Source organism: Methylobacterium sp. 13MFTsu3.1M2 (assembly GCF_900112625.1).
GTDB lineage: Bacteria > Pseudomonadota > Alphaproteobacteria > Rhizobiales > Beijerinckiaceae > Methylobacterium.
This window is the reverse complement of the sequence record NZ_FOMM01000011.1, coordinates 43,403-63,146: the sequence shown is the minus strand read 5'-3', so window position 1 is coordinate 63,146 and position 19,744 is coordinate 43,403. Positions and strand designations below refer to the sequence as shown.

Below are 19,744 nucleotides of genomic sequence, written 5' to 3'. Positions count from 1 at the left end.
CGGCGATTGGTGCGTGACGCGCTATACGGCTATTTGCATGCAGAATTTAATATTTGCCCAAGGCTTGCGATAGCAGAGCTGCGGCGTTCTACGCGGGTTCTGCTTGACCGCCGGTCCCGCGCGCGGCCGGGGCCGGACCGGCCTGTTCCCGGGAGGCGAAGCTGGGCTATGGCGGGGCGCGCCGCCCGGCCGGGCGGTCTACTGGGACTTCAGCGATGGCGTACTGGCTGTTCAAATCCGAGCCCGCGACCTGGTCGTGGGATCAGCAGGTCGCGGCCGGGGAGGCCGGCACGCACTGGAACGGCGTGCGCAACCACCTCGCCAAGAAGCAGCTGATGGCCATGCAGGTCGGCGAGGAGGGCTTCTTCTACCACTCGAACGAGGGCAAGGCGGTGGTGGGCATCGTGGCGGTGATCCGCGCCTACTATCCCGACCACACCGACGAGACCGGCCGCTTCGGCATGGTCGACGTCAGGGCCGTGCGGGCGCTGCCGAGCCCGGTCACGCTCGAGGCGATCAAGGCCGACGCGGCGCTCGCCGACATGGTGCTGGTCAACAATTCCCGGCTGTCGGTGCAGCCGGTGACCGAGGCCGAGTGGGCGCGGGTCTGCGCCCTCGGCGGGCTCGGCTGAGCCGGGGCGCGCGGCCCGACGGGCCGCTCAGGCGGCGCGGTTGAGGGGGCCGCGCACGGGGCCCACGAAGTCCGGCTCGACCTCGACCGGCGGCAGCGTGTCCATGACCCGGGCGGCCGGCAGGGTCACCACCACCTCGGTGCCCTCGCGGGGCTTGGAGGACAGCTGGAACTGCCCGCCGTGCAGCTCCACGAGGCCCTTCACGATCGGAAGGCCGAGGCCGGAGCCCTGCTCGGCGGTCTTGATCGCGAGCGAGCCGCGCCCGAACGAGGACAGGACCGTGCCGAGCTCGTCCTCGGGGATGCCCGGGCCGCTGTCCTTCACCGAGACGTACTGCCCGCCCGAGGCGGTCCAGCCGACCTTCAGCCAGATCTCGCCGCCCGGGGGCGTGAACTTCACGGCGTTCGACAGGAGGTTCAGGACGATCTGGCGCAGCGCCCGCTCGTCGGCCCAGAGCCGCGGCAGCGAGCCGTCGACGAGGTCGTGGAAAGTCTGGTTCTTCGCCTTGGCCCGCAGGCCCATCATGTGGCGGCACTCCTCGACCACGTGGGCGAGCTGCACCGGCTCCTCGTTGAGCTCGTAGCGCCCCGCCTCGATCCGCGACAGGTCGAGGATCTCGTTGATCAGGTTCAGGAGGTGCATCCCGCTGTCGTGGATGTCGTGCGAGTACTCGCGGTAGGACGGCGCCGTGTGGGTGCCGAACACCTCGTTCTTCATCACCTCCGAGAAGCCCAGGATGGCGTTGAGCGGCGTGCGCAGCTCGTGGCTCATGGTGGCGAGGAAGCGCGACTTGGCGAGGTTGGCCTCCTCGGCCCGGCGGCGGGCCTCGTCCGAGTTGGCCTTGGCCTGCTCCAGCTCGCCGAACACCGCGTCCTTCTCGGCGCGGGAGCGCAGGGCGCCCACCGTCGAGGTGTAGAGGCGGCGGGACAGCCCCAGGAAGAAGACCTGCGCGCCGCCGGCCATCACCACCAGCATCAGCAGGTCCATCCCGCGGGAGAAGGCCGCGAGCGAGGCGGTGGCGAGGGCCAGCGGCACCAGGGCGGCGACGGCGGCGAGCGGCACCGTCGCGGCCAGCATGGTGGTGACCGCGGAGGCGATGACGAGGCCGAACAGCGCGAAGGTCCAGCCGCCGGTGGTTCCGAGCCCGATCATCGCGGCCCACGACAGGCTCTGCAGCACCTCGCCGACCAGGAAGCGGCGGCGCCAGCGGGCGAGCGGGATCGTCGCCGGGTCGGCGCGGAGGAAGCGCCGGCTCAACGTCGTGTTGAGCGAGATCATCAGGACCACGCCGAGCGCCCAGATCGCCGCCACCGGCGGCGCGATCCAGAAGGTCGACGCCGCGGCCAGCACCGCCGCGAACCCCACCAGCGGGATGCCCGCGCCGACCCGGTACTGGGCGTAGTGGCGCAGCAGCTCGTAGTCGAAGGCCCGTTCGAGGCCGGTCCGCGAGGTCAGCTTCTCCCGGGCCGAGCGGATTTCCCGGGCGACCCCGCGGCGGCGCGCCGCCTCCTCCGTCGAGGGGCCGCGACCGCGCTGGACCATCTCGACGGTGAGATCGGACATGCGCGTCTTCAAACTCGGCTCGAATGCGCGGACGGGCGGCGGTGGCGGGGAAGCACTCCGTGAGGATGGGGCGGATATGTTAAGAAGCGGCTGCCGACATCCCTGCAATCTTAAGCATCGCGGGCTGTATCGAGACTGTCGTGCCGTCGGATCGACGTGCGGTGCCGCACATCGTGTCGGGGCCCGCGCCCGCTAGTCTCGGGTGGAGGCCCGCCGGCCCGAGCGCGGTCGCACGCCGCGATCCGGGGCGCCCGGACACGCGCGTCGAGAGAGGGTCGCCGACCATGCCGAATCTCACCGTCAACGGCGTCGCGCACGCGATCGACGCCGATCCCGACATGCCCCTGCTCTGGGTGCTGCGCGACCGGCTCGACGCCACCGGCACCAAGTACGGCTGCGGCATCGCGCAGTGCGGCGCCTGCACGGTCCACCTCGACGGCCAGCCGGTCCGGGCCTGCCAGACGCGGCTGGGCGATGTCGGCGCGGCGCAGGTGACGACCATCGAGGGCGTGTCGGGCCGGGTGGCCGAGGCCGTCCAGGCGGCCTGGCGCAAGCTCGACGTGGTCCAGTGCGGTTACTGCCAGTCCGGCCAGATCATGTCGGCGATCGGCCTGCTCTCGGGCAACGCCAAGCCCACCGACGCCGACATCGACGGCGCCATGGACGGCAACATCTGCCGCTGCGGCACCTATCAGCGCATCCGCGCGGCGATTCACGAAGCCGCGCGCAGCCTCGCCTGATCCGTCCCGGCGCCCACCTTCCCGCCCTCCCCCGCGGTCCCGACCGGAGCCTCGCCGCCATGCTGAACGCCCGTCGACCGAACCCCCTCCCCGTCCGTCCGAGCCGCCGCGGCCTGCTCGCGGGCGCCGGCGCCCTCGTGGTCGCGTTCCGGCTCGACCCGAAACCCGCCCGCGCCGCGCCCGGCCCGAACCTCGCCGACGTGAAGGCGCAGCCCAACGCCTTCGTGCGGATCGGCGCGGACGACACCGTCACGGTGGTGATCAAGCACCTCGACATGGGCCAGGGGAACACGACCGGGCTCGCCACGATCCTGGCCGACGAGCTCGGCGCCGACTGGCGACACGTCCGCACCGAGTTCGCCCCCGCCGACGCGGCGCTCTACAACAACAGCCTGATGGGCCCGATCCAGGGCACCGGCGGCTCGACCGCGGTGGCCAATTCCTGGTTCCAGCTGCGCAAGGCCGGCGCGGCCGCCCGCGAGATGCTGATGGCCGAGGCCGCCTTCCGCTGGAAGGTGCCGGTCTCCGAGATCACGGTCGCCGACAGTCTCGTGCGCCACGCCCCGTCCGGCCGGCAGGCCCGGTTCGGGGAGCTCGCGGCCTCGGCCGCCTCGCTGCCGGTGCCGTCCGAGCCGCGGCTCAAGGACCCGAGCGAGTGGACGCTGATCGGCCAGACGGTGCCGCGCCTCGATTCCGTCGCCAAGACGAACGGCACGGCGGTCTACTCCCTCGACATCCGCCGCCCGAACCAGGTCACGGCCCTCGTCGCCCGGGCCCCGCGCTTCGGCGCCACCGTGAAGAGCTTCGACGCCGCGGCCGCCCGGAAGGTCGCGGGCGTCCTCGACGTGGTGCAGGTGCCGACCGGCGTGGCGGTGATCGCCCGCGACACGTGGTCGGCCATGAAGGGCCGCGAGGCGCTGACCGTCGCCTGGGACGACAGCACCGCCGAGACCCGCTCGTCCGACGCGATCCTGGCCGAGTACCGCGAGCGCGCCAAGGGTCCCGGCCTGACGGCCTCCGAGCGCGGCGACCCGCAGGCGGCGCTCAAGGGCGCCGCCAAGGTCGTCGAGGCCGAGTTCACCTTCCCCTACCTCGCCCACGCGGCGATGGAGCCCCTGAACGCCACGATCGAGAAGGGGGCCGACGGCGGCTACGACGTCTACGCGGGCTTCCAGTTCCAGACCGTCGAGCAGGCCACCATGGCGGCGATCCTCGGCGTGACGGCCGACCGGGTCCGGCTGCACAGCAACTGGGCCGGCGGCTCGTTCGGGCGCCGGGCGACGCCCACCGCGGACTACCTCGCGGAAGCCGCCACCGTCTTCAAGGCGTCCGGCGAGAAGGCCCCGCTCCACCTCGTCTGGACCCGCGAGGACGACATGGCCGGCGGCTATTACCGCCCGACCGTGCTGCACAGGGTCCGGGCCGGCATCGACGGCAAGGGCGCGGTGGTCGGCTGGGACCACGTGATGGTCGGCAAGTCGATCATGATCGGCTCGCCCTTCGAGGCGATGATCGTCAAGAACGGCATCGACGCCACCACCGTGGAGGGCGCCTCCGACACCGCCTACGCGCTGCCGGCCTACCGGTTCGGCGTCCATAACGGCCGCGAGGGCGTGCCGGTCCTGTGGTGGCGCTCGGTCGGCCACACCCACACGGCCCACGTGATGGAGGTGATGATCGACGAGCTGGCCCACGCCGCCAACGTCGATCCGGTCGCCTACCGGCTCTCTCTCCTGACCCAGGCGCCGCGGCTGTCCGGCGTGCTCAAGCTCGCCGCCGAGAAGGCCGGCTGGAGCGCCAAGCCGCAGGATCCGGGCCGCGGCCTCGGCGTGGCGGTCCACGAATCCTTCGGCTCCTACGTCGCCATGGTGGCCGACGTCACGGCGCACGACGCCGCGATCCGCGTCAACCGGATCGTGGCGGCGGTGGATGTCGGCGTTCCGGTCAACCCGGACGTGATCCGCGCGCAGGTCGAGGGCGCGGTCGGTTTCGCCCTGTCGGCGGTGCTGCGCAACCGCATCACCCTCAAGGACGGGCAGGTGCAGGAGCACAATTTCGACGCCTACGAGCCGACCCGGATGAGCGAGATGCCGAAGGTGGAGGTGCACATCGTGCCGAGCCAGGCGGCGCCCACCGGGATCGGTGAGCCGGGCGTGCCCGTGCTCGGGCCGTCGATCGCCAACGCGGTCTTCGCCGCGACCGGCCGGCGCCTGCGCTCGCTGCCGCTCGACCTCTCCGGCGTGAAGGGCGCGTGAGGAAACGCACGTTCCGCCGGCCCGGATCGGCGTAGGAAGGGTGGGCCTTCCCCCCAAGGCAAGAGACCCGACTGACGACGGCGCGGCGCGACACCGCGCCGTTTCTTTTTCGCGCGCCGCGACGCCATCTCCGGGCCATGCCCGCCTTCGACGACACCGCCGCGCGCCTGCGCGCCTGCCGCCTCTGCCGCGACACGCCCCGCTACGGGCCGCCCCTGCCCCAGGAGCCCCGGCCGATCGTCCAGGGCTCGGCCACGGCCCGCCTCTGCATCGCCAGCCAGGCCCCCGGCACCCGCGCCCACCGCACCGGGCAGCCCTTCACCGACCCGTCGGGCGTGCGGCTGCGCGCCTGGCTCGGCCTCGACGCGGCGCGGTTCTACGATCCCGCCCGGGTGGCCATCGTCCCGATGGGGTCGTGCTTCCCCGGCCTCGACGCCAAGGGCGGCGACCGGCCGCCCCGCCGGGAATGCGCCGAGCGCTGGCGGGCGGAACTCTTCTCCGGCCTGCCGGATCTGGAGCTGATCCTGGTGATCGGCCAGTACGCGCAGGGCTGGCACCTCGGACGGATGGAGGGCGGCCTCACCGGGACGGTGCGGCGCTGGCGGGAGATCCTGGCCGAGCCGCGCCGCCCCCGGGTCCTGCCCCTGCCCCACCCGTCCTGGCGCAACAACGGCTGGCTGAAGCGCGAGCCCTGGTTCGAGGCGGAGCTGCTGCCGGTGCTGCGCGCCGAGGTGGCGCGGGTGATGGCGGGGTGATGGCGGGATGAGGGGCCATCGGGGCCTCGTCGCGACAGCGACGACATGCGCATCCCATATCCCTCGGGACTGAAGGGTCGCGCCCGTCTTTGCGAGCGCAGCGAAGCAATCCAGCGACACATCAAATCCGAGACCGGCGCGCCGCCCTGGATTGCTTCGCTGCGCTCGCAAGGACGGCGCGCGAGGCGGGGCGCGCACGGCGGGTCGGGGACGGCGTCGCCCGGACCCGCCCGCATTGACAGGCATCGCCGGCGCGTGATCCGTGCCGCGACCCCCGAAGGACGCGCCGATGACCGAGATTGCCGACCCCCGCGACCGCCTGATCGTGGCCCTCGACCTGCCGAGCGTGCAGGCCGCCGAGGCGCTGATCGACCGGATCGGCGACGCCGCGACCTTCTACAAGATCGGCTACCAGCTCGGCTACGCGGGCGGCCTCGCCCTGGCCGAGCGGCTGGCGGCCCGCGGGCTCAAGGTCTTCCTCGACCTGAAGCTCCACGACATCGGCAACACCGTCGAGGAGGGCGTGCGCTCGGCCTCGGGCTCCGGCGCCACCTTCCTCACCGTCCACGCCTACCCGCAGACCATGCGGGCGGCGGTCCGCGGCCGGGGCGCGGGACTCAGGATCCTCGCCGTGACGGTGCTCACCTCCTACGACGACGCCGACGCCGCGGAGGCCGGCTACGGCCTGCCGGTGGCGGAGCTCGTCGCCAAGCGCGCCGCGCAGGCGGCCGAGATCGGCATCGACGGCCTCGTCTGCTCGGCCGCCGAGGCGGGCGCGGTCCGGCGCGTCGTCGGTCCGGACCGGCTGATCGTCACCCCGGGCATCCGCCCGGCGGGCGCCGCGGCCGGCGACCAGAAGCGGGTCATGACGCCGGGCGACGCCCGCCGGGCCGGGATCGACCACGTGGTGGTCGGCCGCCCGATCACCGGCGCCGCCGACCCCCGCGCGGTGGCGCGGGCGATCGTGGCGGACCTCGCCTGATCCGAGCGGGATTGCCTTCGGGCGGAGCGGTCCCACTTCGCTCCGCAGGGCAGGAGACGCAGCATGACCAAGGGCTACTGGATCGCGCGGGTCGATGTCCGCGACGCGGAGGCCTACAAGGACTACGTGGCGGCCAACGGCGCGGCCTTCGCCAAGTTCGGCGGCCGGTTCCTCGTGCGCGGCGGCGCCCACGAGGCGGTGATGGGCCCGGCCCGGTCCCGCAACGTGGTGATCGAGTTCCCGAGCTACGCCGACGCCCTCGCCTGCTGGAACTCCGACCTCTACCAGGCCGCCAAGGCCAAGCAGCGCGGCGGCGTCGAGGCCGAGATCCTAGTGATCGAGGGCTATGACGGGCCGCAGCCCAGCGCCTCCGAGCCGGCGCCGGAGGCGGGACCGGCCTCCGAGTAGGCGGCGCGCTACGGGAGCGACCCGCGCGGCGCGAGGCTCCGCAGCAGGAACGCCGTCATCGCCGCCATGGGCGGCACCGGCTGGAGGGTGGAGCAGCCCACCAGCAGCGGGTGGGTGTAGCGGGCGATGGCGACGTGGACGCAGGCGGCCGCCTCGGCGGGATCGGCCGCCTCGAACTCGCCCCGCGCCACCCCGTCGCGGATGATCCGCTCGAACCCGGCGGTGATCCGGGCGACGTGGTGGCGACAGACGTCCCAGCTCTCCGCCATCGCCGCCTCGATCATCTCGTGCAGGCGGGGAAACGTCTCGCAGCGCCGGGTGGAGTCGCGATGCAGGGCCTCGATCGCCGCCGCGAGGCGCGCGGTGGCGTCGAGGCCCGGCCGGTCGGCGATGCCGAGGATCACCGCCTCGCTCTCGCCGATCAGCCGCTCCAGCACCGCCTCGTTGATCGCCTTCTTCGACTCGAAGAAGCGGTAGACGTTGGCCGGGCTCATCTTCAGCGTCCGGGCGATGTCGGCCACGGTCGTCTTCTGGTAGCCGATCTCGCGGAAATACGTGCCCGCCGTCGCGAGGATGCGGCTCCGCGTGTCGGGCGCGCACTCCTCCGCGAGCGAGCGGGTCGTATCTTCGAGGGACATGCGACCTCACTAGGCCATGCGGCGGCGGGGCGTCAAAGACGCGAACCCGGATCGGGTTCCCCTGCGGCGGCTGCGCGCGCCCGGAACCGGCCCGGGCGGCGCCCATTGCCCAGGCACCCCGCCGCGACGGCGGCGTCAGCGAGAGATCCGCGATGCGCTTCACCGACACCCGCGCCCTGGTCACCGGGGCCGATTCCGGCATCGGGCAGGCGACCGCGGAACTGCTCGCCCGCGCGGGCGCCGACGTGGCCATCACCTATCACAGCGACGCGGAGGGCATCCGCGAGACCGCCGCGCGGGTCGAGGCCGCGGGCCGGCGGGCGCTGGTGCTCCAGCTCGACGTCGGCGACCCGGCGGCGGTCACCGCGGCCTTCGACCGCATCGGCAGCGAGTTCGGCACCCTCGACATCCTCGTGGCCAATGCCGGGCAGGCCATGAGCGGGATGCCGGTCGCCGAGATGGACGACGCGGTGCTGGAGCGGATCCTGCGGGTGAACCTCATGGGGCCGCTGTTCTGCGCCCGCCCCTTCATCCGGATGCGCCGGGCCCAGGGCGGCAACGGAAAGATCGTGTTCGTCTCCTCCGTGGCCCAGCACCTGCCCACGCCGGAGAGCGCCCCCTACGGCATGTCGAAGGCCGGGCTCGGCTCCCTCTGCCGGTCCCTGTCGCGCGAACTCGCGGAGGATCGGATCAACGTCAACAGCGTCGCCCCGGGCCTGATCGAGACGCCGATGACCGCCGACCGGTTCGAGAAGCCGGAGGTTCTCGACGAGTCCCTGGAGCGGATCCCGTGGCACCGGGCCGGCCAGCCCGAGGAGATCGCCCGGGCGATCCTCTACCTCGCCTCGGAGGACGCCGCCTACATCACCGGCCACACCCTGGTGGTCGATGGCGGCCTGACGATGCAGTGGGGCGGCGCCTGAGCGGCGCTCGGAACGACGAAGCGCGGCGCAGGGGTCACGCCCGGCGCCGCATCGAAGGATCTGCGATATGCGGCTCGCGCGTGACCGCGCCTCAGGAACCGAACTGCGAACCCAGGCGCTCGAGGTACTCGGCCAGATCGACGCCTCCGACGCGCTTGCCGTAGTCGAAGCGCATGCCCTGGCGGATGTCGACGCTCGCATCCCGCGTGGTCAGAGTGAAGGGACGGACGCAGACCCAGGCCCCGTCGCGGCGGTGCTCGAAGTAGCCGAGGATCTCGTGCTTGGCCATAACCTTTCCTCCGGAACCCTGTTCAGGAACATAACGGTCTCACCGGCCACCGGTTCATGCGCCGCGACTGTTTTTCGCGTGCGCGGCCGCACGGATCGAGTGTTCGTGATCCGGGGTGGCCGGCGGAGCCGGGCCGAGAACTCGCCTTGAGCTTGGCCATTACAGATCGGATGCTCGGGCCCGGCGGGAGGGCGCGCGGCCGGCTCAGTGCCAGCGGTCGAGGATCTCGGCGGTCGTCATCGTCTCGACCTGGTGGCCGTAGCGCATCCGGTACATCAGCAGGAGGGCGTCGTGCGCCTCGTCGCAGGAACTGCACAGGCCGTCGGTGGCCAGCACGATCCGGTAGCCGAGATCGACCCCGCCGAGCACGGCGGCCAACACGCAGACGTCGGTCTCGGCGCCTGTGACGATCAGCGTGTCGACCCCCCGCGCGCGCAGGCGCGCGTCGAGACCCGTCTCCAGCCAGGGCGAGTAGACGGTCTTGTCGACGATCTCGGCGGGCGGAGCCAGTCGGGCGAGGTCCGGGACGAGGTCGATCAGGCCCGGGTCGAGGCGCTCCCGGGTCATGCCGGCCCAGCGCCGCGAGTAGGTCGCCCAGGTCCCGCGGCCCTCGCCCGGCCGGGTGGCCGGGATGAAGCGGGTGAAGACGGTCCGCTCCGGATGCGCCGCCGCGAGGCGGCAGACATGGGGCAGGACGCGGTTCATCCACGGGGTCTGCCAGTCGGTGGGCTCGGCGAACATGCGCTGCATGTCCACGCAGAGGTGGACGCACCCCCTCCCCAGGGCCCCGCCGGCGGTTTCCGGCTCCGGCCGGGGACTGTCCGTCGATGGGCGGCTTCCGATGTCCATGGGCGCGCGATCAGACCGGGTCAGCGTGGCTCGGGTAGCGGGCGAAAGTGGTACGGGAGGCCGTCCCCGCCCGGTCTCGGGGCGGGGACGGCGGGACCTCAGCGGTCGGCCTTGGCGCCGGATACCGTCAGCGAGAGGTAGCGCTCGGTGGTCGGGCGGATCAGCTTGCGCACCGCCTCCGCCATGGCCTGCTCCTCCTTGAGGGACTGCTCGAACGCTGTCCGGTGGCCCTGCTGGCCGGCGGCGTCGCCGATGGTGAGCAGCGACTCGTAGGCGGCGATCTCGAAATTCTCGAAGGCGTGGTTGGCGTAGGTGTTCTTCAGGATCTCGTCCTGGGCCGGCGTGTGACCCAGGGCCATCATGTTGCCGACGAAGCCCAGGAAGCCCTCCTTGAGGGTCGAGGGGCTGTCGCCCAGGCTCTGGAGCGCCTCCTCCAGCCGGTGGCGCTGCCCGTGCGTCTCCTCGATGTGGCGGCGCAGGGCCTGCTCCATCTCGGGATAGCGCTCCAGGCGCTCGACCTGCCGCTCCATGATCTGCAGCGCCTGCATCTCCACAGCATGGGTGTTCTTCAGGGCCGTGACGTAGATCTCGCGGGCGTCCATGGTCATGGCGTTCACCTCTCAGCAGTTGTGAGCGCGGGGCTCATTCAACCGGCAAACACGGGTGCCGCACGGCCAAGTTCCGGTCGGAAGGTCGCAGGCGCGGGGGGGCGCCGGTCCCGGACGGGCCGGACGGGCCGGACGAGACCGGACAGCCGGTGCCGGTCGACGAAGCCGGGGCGGCGCGCATCGAGCGGACGATCCGCGACCTCCGGCAGGCTGCCCCGCTCAGTGCAGGCCGCCGCTGCGCTCGGCGCGCTGGCGCTCCGCGAGGCGCTTGCCGATCTCGAGGAGCAGCGTCTCGGTCAGCGCCACGAGGGCGGTGTCGCCGACGACCGAGACCGTGTTGTGCAGCGACAGGCAGAGGTCGGCGGTGCGGCTGAGGGCGTCGTCGATCGTGTCCCCGTCGCGCTCCGCGAAAGCCGCGCCGGCCGCCTTGCTGTCCGAGATCTCGACGATCACGCCCCGTCCGGTGGTCGGTCGCCCGTCCTGGTCCAGGTAGAAGTGCCCGCGGGTGAACAGCCACCGCAGCCGCCCCTCCGGCGAGCAGACGCGGTACTCCGCCGTGTAGGAGCCGCCGGTCCGGACGCAGTCCAGAATGACCTGCGAGATGTGGGGCTGATCGTCCGGATGGACGGCCTTCAGGAGCTCCGCGAGGCTGACCCCGACCCGCGACCGGGCCGGGCTGATGTTGAACAGCAGGGCGCTCACCGGATCGGCTCGCGCCTCGTCCCGGAGGATGTCCCACATCCAGAAGCCGACGCCGCCCGAGGCTTCGAGCGCCGCGACGAGCGCCGCCTCGGATACGACGTCGTCCGCGTGGTCCATCCGAGACCTCCCCGATCTCACCGCAACCAGAGGCGACGCTGCGCGACGATTGTGATCCTGCAAAATCCGTTATAGCCTAATACAAATTCCCGTAAAGATCTTGTATTCAAATATATGTGTTGTCTCGCCGTGCCCGGTTCGCCCGCCCTAGGCTTCTGTCAGAGTTGAGCGGCGGACTCGAAGGGAATTTTCTTCTGCTGACCGCCGCGACGTGCCGTCCCTCCACTGGCCGACACCTGACTCCGCCGGCGGGGACGGGGCGAGGCCCCGCGTCCAGGCCCAGCGTCGTGGCCGAGGGGCCCGGGACGTCCCGGTCCGGGCCGGAGCTTGCGCGCCCTGCGCGTCCGCGCGGGCGCTGGACGCGGTTCGTCAGCGCAGCGAGCGCATCAAATGAGGGCGACCGGCGAGCGGGCCGACGCGATCAAGGACGGGTTGGTTCTGCCGACCTCCACGTCCGCTGCCTGGTGGGCCCCACATCTTGTCGGGACGCGGACGTGGATGCAGAGCCGCGCGCGGGCCGGCCCGTTCCTCCGATCCGCAGAATCTCCGCGCGGACCCATCCGCCGCCGCGCCGTGAACCCATGGCCCCCTTCGTCCCGGCGGCCTGTGCAGTAATGGCGCAACTTGCGCCATCTTGTGCAGCTATTTATCCAGATGAATGATTGACGAATCCGACTCTATCGGCTCAGATAATGCGCCTGATGGCGTTCGGACCGGCTCTCAGGTGTCGTCTGGCTCGGGTCGGCAAGGTTCGGTCCCATGAGCTACATGTTCAAGGTCCCCTCCGGCGCCGTGGCGGGGGCGATCGCGCAGCAGATCACGTCACAGGGCTACGCGGTTCTCGAGGACTACGTGAGCCCGGAGGACCTGCGCGTCGCGCAGGCTTTCGTCGCGCGGGCGGTCGCCGCGAAGGGCGGTGAGTACGCGGGTTTCACCGGGACGAAGGATCTCGGCGGCACGTTCCTGGCCGCCCTGCCGGACGACCCGACCTTCAACGCCCTGTGCCGCGGCATCTACGAGAGCGCCGTGGGACGGCCCGCGCCGGATGTCGGCTACTACCAGATCCTGCGCTGTCTGGCGGGACATGGCGCCAGGACGCACTCGATGCGCTTCCACTTCGACTCGTACGTGCTCACGGCCCTCGTCCCCGTCACGATGCCGGACCACGGTACTCCGGGGCGCCTGATCATCCACCCGAACACCCGCGCACTGCGTCGGAGCTACCTCCGCAACCTCGTCGACAAGGCGCTGGTCGACAATCCGCTCGCGCAGAAGCTCCTGACCCGCGCCTACGACCGCGGCAGCGACCGCGTGATCCGCCTGTCGCTGAAGCCGGGAAGCCTGTACTTCTTCTGGGGCTACCGCTCGCTGCACACGAACGAGCCCTGCGCGTCCGACGCGATCCGGGCCACGGCCCTGCTGCACTACGTCGATCCGCACGCGGGCAGCCGGCTCAAGCGGGTGCTGCGGCGGCGCTAGTGTCGGCCCTTCCAGGGCACCAGCACGCGCTCCAGGCCCCGCATCCCGAGCTCGAACAGGCCCGCGAACAGGCCGATCAGCAGGATGCCCATCACCACCACGTCGGTGCGCAGGAAATTGGAGGCGTTGAGGACGAGCTGGCCGAGCCCGGCCTGGGCCGCCACCATCTCGGCGGCCACCAGGGTGGTCCAGCCCACGCCCATGCCGATCCGCAGGCCGATCAGGATCTCCGGCAGCGCCGCCGGGAAGACCACGTAGCGCAGGACCTGCCAGCGGCTCGCCCCGAGGGCGCGCGCGGCGTTGATCTGGTCGACCGAGGCGGAGCGCACCCCCGCCCGCGCGGCGAGCGCCACCGGGGCGAGGCAGGCGAGGAAGATCAGCAGCACCTTCGACAGCTCGCCGATCCCGAACCAGATGATCATCAGGGGCAGGTAGGCGAGCGGCGGCAGCGGCCGGTAGAACTCGATCGGCGGGTCGAGGATGCCCCGGGCGATCCGGCTCGTGCCCATGGCGAGCCCGGCCGGGATGCCCACCAGGGCGGCGAGCGCGAAGGCGCCGAGGACGCGCAGGAGGCTGTCGCCGACGTGGAGCCCGAGCGGGGCGCCGTCGATCTCCCCGCGCCAGGCCTGACCGAAGGCCGCCAGGACCGCCTCCGGCGGCGGCAGGAACAGCGGCTTCACCCAGCCGGCACGGGTGGCGACCAGCCAGAGGCCGAGGGCTGCCAGCACCGTGGCAGCGCTGACCGCCGGCACCAGGATCCCGCGGCGGCGGCGGATTCCGGTGCGCGCCAGCGGGGCCGTCGCCGGAGCCGAGGCCGGGGCCGTGTCCGGGATCACGTCCGGGATCACGTCCGGGACCGCGTCCGGCGCGGCGCGGGGCAGACCGCTCATCGGACGGCCTCGGACGCCGCGCCGGCGCCGCCGCGGATGCGCGCGAGCACGCGCTCGCGCACGGCGATGAAGGCGGGGTCCGACTTCACGGCCCGCGCGTCGCGGCCCTCGACGAACGCCCGGGAGAAGGGCAGGTCCAGCGTCTCGACGATGCGGCCGGGCCGCGGGCTCATGATCACCAGCCGGGTGGCGAGGAACACCGCTTCCTCGACGTCGTGGGTGATGAAGAAGGCCATCTTGCCGGTCCGGTGCCAGATCCGGAGGATCAGCTCCTGGATCTGCTCGCGGGTGAAGGCGTCCAGCGCGCCGAGCGGCTCGTCCATCAGCAGGGCGCGCGGGTCTCCGGCGAGCGCCCGGGCGAGGCCGACCCGCTGCTGCATCCCGCCCGAGAGCTCGTAGACCTTCCGGTCGGCGCAGTCGGGCAGGCCGACGAGGTCGAGCGTCGCCAGGGCGATCCGCCGCCGCTCCGCCCGGGGCACGCCCCGCATCTTCGGTCCGAAGGCCACGTTCTCGGCGACGTCCAGCCAGGGCATCAGGGCGTGGCGCTGGAACACCACGCCCCGCTCGGCTCCCGGACCCCGGACCGGCGCGCCGTCGAGGAGGATGCGGCCCTCGGTGGGCGCCAGGAATCCCGCGATCGCCGAGAGCAGGGTGGTCTTGCCGCAGCCCGAGGCGCCGAGCGCCACCACGAACTCCCCGGGACCGATGGTCAGGTCGATCCCCGACAGCGCGGCGACCGCGTCGGCGCCCTGCCCGTAGCGGACGCTCAGGTTGCGGATCTCGATCATGGGCCCTCCGGTCCGGGGACAGGCTATTTCCGGGCCGCGTCCACGACCTCCATCGTGACGAACCGGGCGTAGTCGGGCGCCAGCGCCTGCACGCGCCCCTGCGCCTTCAGGAAGGCGGCGGTCTCGGTCAGGGCCTTGGCGGCGCCGCCGCCGAGCCAGGCCGGGGAGGCCTGCGCCTCCAGGGTCGGGAACCGGTAGGCCGCGAGGCTCGCGGGCACCTCGGCGGGCGCCGAGCCGCTGATCCGGGCCACCGCCGCCACCTCCGGTGCGTCGGCGCCCCAGGGCCTGGCGGCGTAGGCCGCGTCCTGGGCGGCGATCAGCCGGACGAGCGTCACCAGGAAGTCCCGGTTCCGCGCCGCCCAGGCCCGGTCGACCACGAGGCCGTCGAAGGTCGCCTTGCCCCGGCGGGCGAGGTCGCCGGCCGAGACCACCACGGTGCCGGACTTCTTCACCCGGGCGAGCACCGGGTCCCAGATGAAGGTCGCGTCGATGTCGCCCCGCTCCCAGGCGGCGGCGATCTCGGGCGGCCGCATGTTGAGGATCCGGACATCGGCCTGCGTCAGCCCGGCCTCCGCCAGGGCGGCGATCAGCTGGTAATGCGCGGTCGATACGAACGGCACCGCGACCGTCTTGCCGCGCAGGTCGGCCACGCCCGTCACGCCGCTGCCGGCGCGGGCCACGAGCTGCTCGGCGTCGGCGATCTCGTCGAGGATCCAGAACAGCTGGATGTCGAGCCCCTGCGAGGCGGCCGCCGCGATCGGGCTCGACCCCGCCTCGCCGATCTGGACGCTGCCCGAGGCCATGGCGCGGATCACGTCGCCGCCGCCGCCGAACTTGCGCCAGTGGATCGTGTAGCCGGTCGCCTTCTCGATCGCCCCGGAGGCCATCAGGGCGCGGAACGGCACCACCATGTCCTGGTGGGCGAAGGTGACCTCCCGGTCGGCCGCGCGGGCGGTGCCGGGGAACGGCGCGCCGAGAACCAGGGCGGCCAGGGCGGCCAGCGCGACGGCGCGGCGGTGCGGACCGGCAGATGTCATGAGATGTCCCCCATTCCGGCCGGCCCGGCGCGGAGGCGACTCGGGCGGCCGGGGCGCAGGGTCGACCGAGCTCGGCCACGAAGGCAAGGGCCCGCGCCCTGCCCGGGTCGCGCCCGGGATCCGCCTCGCGCCGCGGCCCCCGCGGCGGTGCGCGGGTCGCAGGCAGCCGGCCGCGGCGGTGCGCGGACCGCGCGCGCCGGAATATCCATCTCCCCGGACGCGCGCGATACCCGGTGCCGTTCTCCGAACCGCCCTCGCCGGAGGCACCCGCCATCGTCGTCCCGGCGTCGCGGCCCGGCGGGCCGGGGCGCGGCTCGCGGCCCGGCGGGCCGGGGAGCTGGGCGGACCGCCGGGCTGGAAGATCGTTCCTCGCCGCCGCGTGGCTGGGAGACGAGAATTTGGGCGTGCAAAACCCGCGGGCCGGCTCCGGCGGCGCCCCCGCTCAGGCCGCGCGCAGCGCGGCGATCTCGTCGATCGTGGCGGCCGCCTGGGCCCGGAGCGCGGCCAGCAGCGCGGTGACGTCCTCGCCCGCGCGGCAGGCCGTCTCGAAGGCCCGGCAGGTCGCGGCCAGATCCAGGAAGCCGATCATGCTGGCCGCCGACACCATGGCGTGCGCGTCCCCCATCAGCCGCGTCCGGTCGCCGTCGGTCGCCGCCGGCCCGAACCGCTCGGCGAGCTCCTTCGCCAGCATCGCCAGGAGGTCGCCCATGCGCGCCTGGCCGACCATCGCGGTCATCTCGTCCAGGGTGGCCCGGTCGATCGTCCCCGCGCGGCGCGGCGGCTCGGCGCGAGGGGCCGCCCACCGGTCGATCGCGCCGAGCAGCGCGTCCGCGCGGAACGGCTTGCCGATATGGTCGTCGAGCCCGGCGGCGCGCAGCTCGGCCACCTGCTGCGGCAGGACGTTCGCCGTCATCGCGAGGATCGGCAGGCGGCCGGCGCCGCCGCCCAGGGCGCGGATCCGCCGGGTCGCCGCGATGCCGTCCATCACGGGCATCTGCACGTCCATCAGGACGACGTCGTAGGACCGCGCCTGGACGGCCGCCACCGCGGCGACCCCGTCGGCCACCACGTCCACCGCGTGCCCGGCGCGCTCCAGGATCATCCGGGCGAGGTCCTGGTTGAGCGGCACGTCCTCGGCCAGGAGCAGGCGGCGGCCGGTCGCGCGGGCGATCGCCGAGGCCGGCGCGGTCGCGCGGGCCGGCGGGACCGCCGCGGGCAGGTCGGCCTCGAACCAGAAGGTCGAGCCGTGCCCGACCGTGCTCGCGACGCCGATCGTCCCGCCCATCAGCGTGACGAGGGATTTCGAGATGGCGAGCCCCAGCCCGGTGCCGCCGTACTCGCGGCTGATCGAGCCGTCGACCTGCGAGAAGCGCCGGAACAGGCGGTCGCACTTGTCGGTCGGGATCCCGATGCCGGTGTCTCGGACCGCGAAGCGCAGCCGCGTCCCGCCGATCGCGTCCGGGCTGACCCGGACCGACAGGTCGATGCCGCCCGACGCGGTGAACTTCACGGCGTTGTTGAGCAGGTTGAGCAGGATCTGCCGGAGGCGGTCCTCGTCGCCCTCGACCCAGTCGGGCAGGCCCGGGCCTTGGGCGAGCGTGAGGGCGAGCCCCTTGCGCTCCGCGGAGGGGCGCACGATCGACACCGCGTTGTCGATCAGCGCTTCCAGGGCGAAGGGCCGGGGCACGATCTCGATCTGCCCGGCCTCGACCTTCGAGAAGTCGAGGACGTCGTTGACCACGGTCAGGAGCGCGGCCCCGGCGGTGCGGATGCGGTCGGCGTTCCGGCGCGCCGACGGTCCGAGATCCGTCCCGTCGAGGAGCAGGTCGGCGTAGCCGATCACCCCGTTGAGCGGCGTGCGGATCTCGTGGCTCATGGCGGCGAGGAACTCGCTCTTGGCCGCGCTCGCCCGCTCCGCCTCCAGGCGCGCGGCGTCGGCCGCCGCCTTGGCGGCGAGGAGCGCCGCCTCGGCGGCCTTGCGGGCGGTGACGTCGATGTTGAGGCCGATCATCCGCCGCGCCTGCCCGGGCGCGCCGCGCCCGACGCCGTTGATCCAGCGCACGCCGCCGTCCGCGGTGGGGACCCGGAACTCGATCGAGAAGGTCTGCCCGGCGGCCGCGGCCCCGGCCGCGATCCGCAGCGCCCGCTCGCCGTCGGCGCGGTCGATCAGGGCGAGCCAGTCCCGGGTGTCGAGGGCGTGGTTCCGGTCGGTCTCGATGCCGTGGAGCCGCGCGCTCTCGGGGGACCACTCGATCCGGCCGCTGTCGAGGTCGAGGTGCCACGTCCCGGCATGGGCGGCCTGCTGGGCGAGGTGCAGCAGGCTGCTGGCATCCTCCACGGCGCGCCGGGCGGTGACAATCTCGTCGATGTCGAGGGCGGTGCCGAGCATGCCCACCATGCTCTCGCCCTGCCAGATCGGGAGGAGCACGATCTTGTGCCAGCGGTAGGCGCCGTCGTGCCGCTGCAGGCGGCCCTCGACCTCGTAGGGCGCGCGGCGGGCGGGCGCCTCCGACCACAGCCGCTCCATCCGCTCCGTGTCGTCGGGATGCGTCCGGGCGATCCGGGCGGCGCGCGTCGGGCCGATCGGGCCGTAGTAATCCTCGAAGCGCCGGTTGACGTAGGAGGCGTCGCCGGTCTCCGTGCTGGCGATCCAGACGAGCTGCGGCAGCGCGTCGGCCAGGGCGCGGTAGCGGGCCTCGCTCAACCGCAGGGCGTCCTCCGCGGCCTTGCGGGCGCTCACGTCGCGCAGGGTCGCCACGTAGCCGTCCGGGGCGCCGGTCGCCCGATCGTGGGTCAGGCTGAACGAGATCTCCACCCAGACCCAGTGCCCGTCCCGGTGCCGGTAGCGCTGGGAGGTCAGGGCGCGGGACGCGCGGCCGCCGGTGAGGTCGTCGAGGACGCGGCGGTACGCGCCGACCTCGTCGGGATGGACGAAGTCGAGGGGATGGGTGCCGATCAGCTCCTGCGGATCGTAGCCCAGGACGGCGCGCACCGCCGGCGAGACGTAGCGGCGGCGGGCGGTCAGGTCGGACCAGATGATGATGTCGGTGGCGTTCTCGGCCAGCAGCCGGTAGCGGCGCTCGCTCTCCTCCAGGTCCCGCTCGGCGATCCGGTTCTGGGTCACGTCGCCGAAGGTCAGGACCGTGCCGCCGTCCGGCAGGGCCGCGCACCGGACCTCCAGGATCGGGCCGCCGGGCAGGCGCCAGTCGAACAGCGGCGGCAGCCCGGCGCGCGCGCCCGTTCCGAGGCCCGGATCGGACCCGGCCGCCGCGCAGTCGCCGCGGGCCCGCTGGTAGGCGCGGATGTCCGGGAGGGCGACGCCCGCCCGCAGGACGTCGTCCGGCAGGTCGAGCAGGTCCGCGGCGCTCCGGTTGAACGCGCGCACCCGCTGGTCGGCGTCGAGGACGACGAGGCCCTGGTCCAAGCTGTCCAGCGTGCCGCGCAGGATCATGTCGGTCTCGCGCGCCCGCCGCTCCGACCGGACGAGGTCGGTCACGTCGAGGATGAGGCCGTGCAGGGCGACGAGCGCGCCCTCGGGCCCGAACTCGGGCAGCCCCTGGATGATCGCGTCCAGCACGGTCCCGTCCGGGCGGACGATGCGGGCCCGCGCCTGGTAGGGGATTGCCGGCCGGCTTCCTCCCAGGATCCCCTCGAGCCGCGCGACCAGGGCGGCGCGGTCGTCCGGATGATAGCACGCGACGTGCTCGGCGAGCGGCAGGTCGCACGCGCCGGGCGTCCCGAGCAGTCGCGCGAGACTCGCCGATCGGGTCACCCGGCGGGTCCGCGGATCGAGACGCCACTGCCCGAAGCCGGGGCCCCCGTCCCAGGGTGCAGGCTCGCCCGCGGCCCGGCGCGGAGCGGGATCCGGCGGCGCGGCCGGGCGGGTCGCGTCAATCTGCATCGGCCCCAGGGTTCCCCACCACCGGCGCGGACCGCGCCCGGGCGCGCCCTCGGCACGCATCGGGGCGAACCTGCTCGCGCGACGGTTGCTGATTCCTTGCCGGCACCGTGCGGCATTCGGCACCTGTCCGGCCGGCGATCACGATCGCTTGAGGGGCCGGAACGCGGCGTCCCCGGCCCGGTGCGGGG

Annotated in this window: 18 protein-coding genes; 8 read left to right on the top strand and 10 right to left on the bottom strand. The window is 73.1% G+C overall.

Annotated elements, in window-relative coordinates; translation table 11 throughout:
• Positions 1-215 precede the first annotated feature (215 nt).
• Positions 216-632 carry an EVE domain-containing protein gene (locus BM314_RS11990; RefSeq protein ID WP_020093220.1) on the top strand — a complete coding sequence of 139 codons (417 nt, stop codon included), beginning with the start codon at positions 216-218 and terminating at the stop codon, positions 630-632.
• A gap of 27 nt (positions 633-659) precedes the next feature.
• Here BM314_RS11990 and BM314_RS11985 read toward each other — a convergent pair whose 3' ends face one another.
• A complete protein-coding gene (locus BM314_RS11985) occupies positions 660-2,195 on the bottom strand; it encodes a sensor histidine kinase (RefSeq protein ID WP_020093219.1) in 1,536 nt (511 codons plus the stop codon).
• 284 nt (positions 2,196-2,479) lie between these two features.
• On the opposite strand from BM314_RS11985, the gene BM314_RS11980 reads away from it, so the two are divergent.
• The 5 genes from BM314_RS11980 to BM314_RS11960 all read left to right on the top strand — a co-directional run bounded on the left by BM314_RS11980 (position 2,480) and on the right by BM314_RS11960 (position 7,335).
• Positions 2,480-2,935, top strand: a complete 456-nt coding sequence (locus BM314_RS11980) for a (2Fe-2S)-binding protein (RefSeq protein ID WP_020093218.1) — start codon at positions 2,480-2,482, stop codon at positions 2,933-2,935.
• Between the two features lie 59 nt (positions 2,936-2,994).
• The gene (locus BM314_RS11975) at positions 2,995-5,190 is read left to right on the top strand and encodes a xanthine dehydrogenase family protein molybdopterin-binding subunit (RefSeq protein ID WP_091978261.1); all 2,196 of its coding nucleotides are present in this window, start codon (positions 2,995-2,997) and stop codon (positions 5,188-5,190) included.
• 137 nt (positions 5,191-5,327) lie between these two features.
• On the top strand, positions 5,328-5,945 hold the full coding sequence (locus tag BM314_RS11970; protein ID WP_056523320.1) for a uracil-DNA glycosylase family protein: 618 nt from the start codon (positions 5,328-5,330) through the stop codon (positions 5,943-5,945).
• A 289-nt stretch (positions 5,946-6,234) separates the two neighbouring features.
• The gene (gene pyrF / locus BM314_RS11965; RefSeq protein ID WP_056523322.1) at positions 6,235-6,927 is read left to right on the top strand and encodes an orotidine-5'-phosphate decarboxylase; all 693 of its coding nucleotides are present in this window, start codon (positions 6,235-6,237) and stop codon (positions 6,925-6,927) included.
• A gap of 63 nt (positions 6,928-6,990) precedes the next feature.
• Positions 6,991-7,335 carry a DUF1330 domain-containing protein gene (locus BM314_RS11960; RefSeq protein WP_020093214.1) on the top strand — a complete coding sequence of 115 codons (345 nt, stop codon included), beginning with the start codon at positions 6,991-6,993 and terminating at the stop codon, positions 7,333-7,335.
• An 8-nt stretch (positions 7,336-7,343) separates the two neighbouring features.
• Here the strand turns inward: BM314_RS11960 and BM314_RS11955 are convergent, their stop codons facing one another.
• Entirely contained in the window at positions 7,344-7,973 is a 630-nt protein-coding gene (locus BM314_RS11955) for a TetR/AcrR family transcriptional regulator (RefSeq protein WP_020093213.1), read from the bottom strand.
• A gap of 152 nt (positions 7,974-8,125) precedes the next feature.
• Here BM314_RS11955 and BM314_RS11950 point away from each other — a divergent pair, with 152 nt between their 5' ends.
• On the top strand, positions 8,126-8,896 hold the full coding sequence (locus BM314_RS11950) for an SDR family NAD(P)-dependent oxidoreductase (RefSeq protein WP_091926358.1): 771 nt from the start codon (positions 8,126-8,128) through the stop codon (positions 8,894-8,896).
• Positions 8,897-8,987: 91 nt separating this feature from the next.
• Here the strand turns inward: BM314_RS11950 and BM314_RS11945 are convergent, their stop codons facing one another.
• The 4 genes from BM314_RS11945 to BM314_RS11930 all read right to left on the bottom strand — a co-directional run bounded on the left by BM314_RS11945 (position 8,988) and on the right by BM314_RS11930 (position 11,461).
• Entirely contained in the window at positions 8,988-9,185 is a 198-nt protein-coding gene (locus BM314_RS11945; RefSeq protein ID WP_012318739.1) for a hypothetical protein, read from the bottom strand.
• A gap of 204 nt (positions 9,186-9,389) precedes the next feature.
• Positions 9,390-10,034, bottom strand: a complete 645-nt coding sequence (locus BM314_RS11940) for a cysteine hydrolase family protein (RefSeq protein WP_091926359.1) — start codon at positions 10,032-10,034, stop codon at positions 9,390-9,392.
• A gap of 98 nt (positions 10,035-10,132) precedes the next feature.
• A complete protein-coding gene (locus BM314_RS11935) occupies positions 10,133-10,642 on the bottom strand; it encodes a ferritin-like domain-containing protein (protein WP_091677612.1) in 510 nt (169 codons plus the stop codon).
• A gap of 219 nt (positions 10,643-10,861) precedes the next feature.
• Positions 10,862-11,461 carry a PAS domain-containing protein gene (locus tag BM314_RS11930; protein ID WP_020093209.1) on the bottom strand — a complete coding sequence of 200 codons (600 nt, stop codon included), beginning with the start codon at positions 11,459-11,461 and terminating at the stop codon, positions 10,862-10,864.
• 759 nt (positions 11,462-12,220) lie between these two features.
• Between BM314_RS11930 and BM314_RS11925 the strand changes: the two genes are divergently transcribed.
• Complete coding sequence (locus BM314_RS11925) at positions 12,221-12,940, top strand: phytanoyl-CoA dioxygenase family protein (protein WP_020093208.1); 720 nt, start codon at positions 12,221-12,223, stop codon at positions 12,938-12,940.
• Here the strand turns inward: BM314_RS11925 and BM314_RS11920 are convergent.
• The 4 genes from BM314_RS11920 to BM314_RS11905 all read right to left on the bottom strand — a co-directional run bounded on the left by BM314_RS11920 (position 12,937) and on the right by BM314_RS11905 (position 19,556).
• On the bottom strand, positions 12,937-13,830 hold the full coding sequence (locus tag BM314_RS11920) for an ABC transporter permease subunit (protein ID WP_091978260.1): 894 nt from the start codon (positions 13,828-13,830) through the stop codon (positions 12,937-12,939). The two genes, BM314_RS11925 and BM314_RS11920, sit on opposite strands and share 4 nt — an antisense overlap.
• Entirely contained in the window at positions 13,827-14,618 is a 792-nt protein-coding gene (locus BM314_RS11915; RefSeq protein ID WP_091926361.1) for a taurine ABC transporter ATP-binding protein, read from the bottom strand. The genes BM314_RS11920 and BM314_RS11915 overlap by 4 nt, the downstream gene beginning before the upstream one ends.
• Positions 14,619-14,641: 23 nt before the next feature.
• Complete coding sequence (gene tauA / locus BM314_RS11910; protein WP_091978259.1) at positions 14,642-15,655, bottom strand: taurine ABC transporter substrate-binding protein; 1,014 nt, start codon at positions 15,653-15,655, stop codon at positions 14,642-14,644.
• A gap of 442 nt (positions 15,656-16,097) precedes the next feature.
• Positions 16,098-19,556: a PAS domain S-box protein gene (locus BM314_RS11905; RefSeq protein WP_091978258.1), complete on the bottom strand. Its 3,459-nt coding sequence runs from the start codon at positions 19,554-19,556 to the stop codon at positions 16,098-16,100.
• Between the last annotated feature and the right edge of the window lie 188 nt (positions 19,557-19,744).

Bases quoted from the DNA above. Each gene is read 5' to 3' on its own strand.
- BM314_RS11975 (WP_091978261.1), top strand. From the start codon at position 2,995: ATGCTGAACGCCCGTCGACCGAACCCCCTCCCCGTCCGTCCGAGCCGC.
- pyrF (WP_056523322.1), top strand. From the start codon at position 6,235: ATGACCGAGATTGCCGACCCCCGCGACCGCCTGATCGTGGCCCTCGAC.
- BM314_RS11915 (WP_091926361.1), bottom strand. From the start codon at position 14,618: ATGATCGAGATCCGCAACCTGAGCGTCCGCTACGGGCAGGGCGCCGAC.
- tauA (WP_091978259.1), bottom strand. From the start codon at position 15,655: ATGACATCTGCCGGTCCGCACCGCCGCGCCGTCGCGCTGGCCGCCCTG.
- BM314_RS11950 (WP_091926358.1), top strand. From the start codon at position 8,126: ATGCGCTTCACCGACACCCGCGCCCTGGTCACCGGGGCCGATTCCGGC.
- BM314_RS11905 (WP_091978258.1), bottom strand. From the start codon at position 19,556: ATGCAGATTGACGCGACCCGCCCGGCCGCGCCGCCGGATCCCGCTCCG.
- BM314_RS11920 (WP_091978260.1), bottom strand. From the start codon at position 13,830: ATGAGCGGTCTGCCCCGCGCCGCGCCGGACGCGGTCCCGGACGTGATC.
- BM314_RS11925 (WP_020093208.1), top strand. From the start codon at position 12,221: ATGAGCTACATGTTCAAGGTCCCCTCCGGCGCCGTGGCGGGGGCGATC.
- BM314_RS11970 (WP_056523320.1), top strand. From the start codon at position 5,328: ATGCCCGCCTTCGACGACACCGCCGCGCGCCTGCGCGCCTGCCGCCTC.
- BM314_RS11935 (WP_091677612.1), bottom strand. From the start codon at position 10,642: ATGACCATGGACGCCCGCGAGATCTACGTCACGGCCCTGAAGAACACC.
- BM314_RS11930 (WP_020093209.1), bottom strand. From the start codon at position 11,461: ATGGACCACGCGGACGACGTCGTATCCGAGGCGGCGCTCGTCGCGGCG.
- BM314_RS11980 (WP_020093218.1), top strand. From the start codon at position 2,480: ATGCCGAATCTCACCGTCAACGGCGTCGCGCACGCGATCGACGCCGAT.
- BM314_RS11940 (WP_091926359.1), bottom strand. From the start codon at position 10,034: ATGGACATCGGAAGCCGCCCATCGACGGACAGTCCCCGGCCGGAGCCG.
- BM314_RS11955 (WP_020093213.1), bottom strand. From the start codon at position 7,973: ATGTCCCTCGAAGATACGACCCGCTCGCTCGCGGAGGAGTGCGCGCCC.
- BM314_RS11990 (WP_020093220.1), top strand. From the start codon at position 216: ATGGCGTACTGGCTGTTCAAATCCGAGCCCGCGACCTGGTCGTGGGAT.
- BM314_RS11945 (WP_012318739.1), bottom strand. From the start codon at position 9,185: ATGGCCAAGCACGAGATCCTCGGCTACTTCGAGCACCGCCGCGACGGG.
- BM314_RS11985 (WP_020093219.1), bottom strand. From the start codon at position 2,195: ATGTCCGATCTCACCGTCGAGATGGTCCAGCGCGGTCGCGGCCCCTCG.
- BM314_RS11960 (WP_020093214.1), top strand. From the start codon at position 6,991: ATGACCAAGGGCTACTGGATCGCGCGGGTCGATGTCCGCGACGCGGAG.